The organism is Occallatibacter sp., assembly GCF_049802275.1.
GTDB lineage: Bacteria > Acidobacteriota > Terriglobia > Terriglobales > Acidobacteriaceae > Telmatobacter.
Genome location: NZ_JBARMD010000514.1, coordinates 1 through 3,082, shown reverse-complemented (window position 1 = coordinate 3,082; position 3,082 = coordinate 1). Strand labels below are relative to the sequence as shown.

General features: G+C 58.2%; 3 protein-coding genes. All 3 read left to right on the top strand.

Features of this window, described 5'->3' with window-relative positions; genetic code table 11:
- The first annotated feature begins 312 nt into the window (after window positions 1-312).
- Window positions 313-1,425, top strand: coding sequence for an NADH:flavin oxidoreductase/NADH oxidase (locus WA354_RS17830; protein WP_472814370.1), 1,113 nt, complete (start codon window positions 313-315; stop codon window positions 1,423-1,425).
- Between the two features lie 147 nt (window positions 1,426-1,572).
- Window positions 1,573-2,091, top strand: a complete 519-nt coding sequence (locus WA354_RS17825) for a MerR family transcriptional regulator (protein ID WP_472814369.1) — start codon at window positions 1,573-1,575, stop codon at window positions 2,089-2,091.
- Between the two features lie 286 nt (window positions 2,092-2,377).
- Window positions 2,378-2,905, top strand: a complete 528-nt coding sequence (locus tag WA354_RS17820; protein WP_472814368.1) for a hypothetical protein — start codon at window positions 2,378-2,380, stop codon at window positions 2,903-2,905.
- Window positions 2,906-3,082 lie beyond the last annotated feature (177 nt).

The window sequence follows — 3,082 nt, the reverse complement described above, 5'->3', positions numbered from 1 at the left end:
GTTCGGACGTCCCTCCGGGACTGAAATCTTCTTGTCTGCTATCCCAGGGTTCCGCTGCGCTCCACCCTGGGCTATTTTCATGCGTTCCCTACGGGAACTTGGTTTCCGGGGTCGCAGTTGATCGCTGAATTTTCAGGGCAGATCCCTCCACTTCGCTGCGCTGCGGTCGGGATGACAGCGTGGGTGGGAGGGAATCGAAGGTGAGTCAAACCCAGGTTCAAAAGCGAGACTTGGGGCACCCGGCCAAATGATTTTGAGCGTCGAAGTTAGCCGCAAACTCATCTCTTAGTAGAACGGAATACTAAATACTTTATGAGCCATCCTCTTTTTTCACCTCTCAAGCTGCGTTCTGTTGTGTTTCCTAATCGTATTGGCGTTTCGCCGATGTGCGAGTACTCGTCGGTTGACGGGTTCGCGAATGACTGGCAACTGGTGCACCTGGGCTGCCGCGCGCAGGGTGGTGCGGGGCTGGTGATGACGGAGGCTGCGGCGGTGACGCCGGAAGGCCGGATATCGATCAACGACCTCGGTATCTGGAAGGACGAGCATATTGCGAAGCTCGAGCAGATCGCCCGATTCGTTCACTCGCAGGGGGCGCGGGCTGGAGTTCAACTGGCGCATGCGGGGCGTAAAGGCAGCATGACTGCGCCCTTTGGCGGAGAACGGCTGCTGACGCCGGAAGAGGGTCGCTGGGAGCCGCTGGCACCAAGTCCGATTGCGTTTTCGGCAAACTATGCGGTGCCGAAGGCACTGGATGAAGCGGAGATCGCCGGTGTAATCAGCGCGTTTGCCGATGCGGCACGGCGCGCGGATCAGGCAGCGTTCGACTTTGTGGAGATCCACGCGGCGCACGGATACCTGCTGCACGAATTCCTGTCGCCACTGGCTAACCAGCGCATCGACCAGTACGGCGGCAGCTTCGACAATCGCATCCGGCTGCTGCTGGAGGTGACGGATGAGGTGCGCGCAGCGTGGCCCGATCACTTGCCGCTGCTTGTGCGGATTTCGGCGACGGACTGGGCTGAGGGTGGATGGACGCCGGAGGAGTCTGTGGAACTGGCGCGGCGGCTGCGCGAACATGGAGTTGACCTGGTGGACGTTTCGTCGGGAGGGCAGGTTCCGAACGCTAAGATTCCGGTGGGTCCGGGATTCCAGGTTCCCTTCGCTGCACGGATTCGCAAAGAGGCCGGAATTCCAACGGCTGCTGTGGGCATGATCACGGAAGCGAAGCAGGCCAACGACATCGTCGCTAACGGCGAAGCGGACATGGTGCTGCTGGCGCGAGAGATGCTGCGCGATCCTTATTGGCCTCTGCACGCCGCCGCGACATTGGGTGAAACGGCGAGCTGGCCGGTGCAGTATTTGCGCGCCGCGCCACACGGTTCGCCTGCACGGATGTCGCTTTCGAGGCCTTCATCAAGCTGAATGTTGCGATTTTGGCCCGATTTTCAACAAGAATCATGGTCAGAAAACATTGAAGCTGCCTATTTTGCTTCACTTCAGGTGCAACATGTGGCCTATACTGCGTCTAAGCAGTGATCCCGCACAAACTGCGGGCCTTCTGTATTTGCTATGGCATCGCATCCGTCCCCGAAGCGCGCCGTTGAAAACCCGACTATCCCCGACCGTCTTTATTTCAAAATCGGGGACGTAGCGCGCATTCTCAAAGTCGAGCCGTACGTGCTGCGGTTTTGGGAGTCGCAGTTTCCACAACTGAAACCCAACAAGAGCGGCACCGGTCAGCGCCTGTATCGCAAGCGCGATGTAGAGATCGCAGTCGAGATCAAGCGGCTGGTATACGGCGAAGGCTACACGCTTTCGGGTGCACGCCAGGCCCTGGGACAAGCTAAACGCGGGGAGCCACAGGCCGCAGTTGTTGCTTCTTCGCAGGCGCCTTCCGCCAAGGTCGCGAAGAAAAGCGAGAAAGTTGCGGACCTGATTGGCCGCGCACGTGTCGAATTACGCGAGATTGCAGGGATGCTGGCGTCGCCGGTAGCTGCACCAACGACGCAGGTGCAGATGCAGCCCCTTCGCCGGAGAGCGCGTTCTTCATCGGCTGAGAATGGGTCGCGCTCGCTGTTCGACGCATAGCTAGTCAACGGATACTCCGCTAGCTTGCAATCTGGTTTTTCGCTCGGCAGCGTCCGTTTCCGCCGCACAACACAACGCCAAAAGTCGGCCTTTTTAGTGGGCCCCTGTCAATACTTACAGTTCCCGGCAATGGGGGCGAAACGGTATTGCTTGTCATGTGGTTTCCCATTCTTATGCATAACCGATTGTGGACATGAATTCCACGCGTGATCAATGACCTCCGCCGCGGCGCCCGTCGCCGCCGCCTACGCACCGACGACCATCAACACCCGATAGGAGAACCGAAATGTCGAAGCAAAAAACCCTGGTAACTCTAGCTTTGCTGGGAACCATGGCGCTTTTCAGCAAACCGATGTTTGCCCAAGCTGCGCAAACTGCGCCCGGCGCTAGCGCCTCGTCAACTGCAGGCCTTGACCAGGACATCAAGATGCTGCGAGAAGACGTTCAATCAGCGAGAAAAGCGATAACCGCTGAGAACATGAACCTGACGGCGGACGAAGCCACGAAGTTCTGGCCGATTTATGACCAATATGCGGCGGAGGTTGCCAAGATCGGCGATGCTCGCGTGGCGCTGATTAAGGATTATGCGGCGAACTATGACACGATGACCAATGACCAGGCGAATCTCTTCATTCAAAGGGCGGCAGCAATCGACCAGCAGTTCACGGACGCCCGCTCGAAGTACGTGCCGCTTTTCGAAAAGGCCATCTCGGCAAAGAAGACCGCGTTGTGGTACCAGGTCGATCGCCGCCTCGACCTCCTGATCAACCTCCAGTTGGCTGGGAACATTCCTGTGGTGGACACCACAAATTAGGCTCGCAGCAAATCTTTGAGTGAGAGCAGTACTTCGGAAGATGCCGGATTGTAGCTATCCAAGATCGGAAGCGCGTCGCGCGGAGGAGGTCTAATTGTGAGGCTCGATTTGCTCCGCGAGGCGGTTTCGATTTGGACACGAGAAGGAAGCCGCAGGCGTACTTAGCGGGCGCGGTGA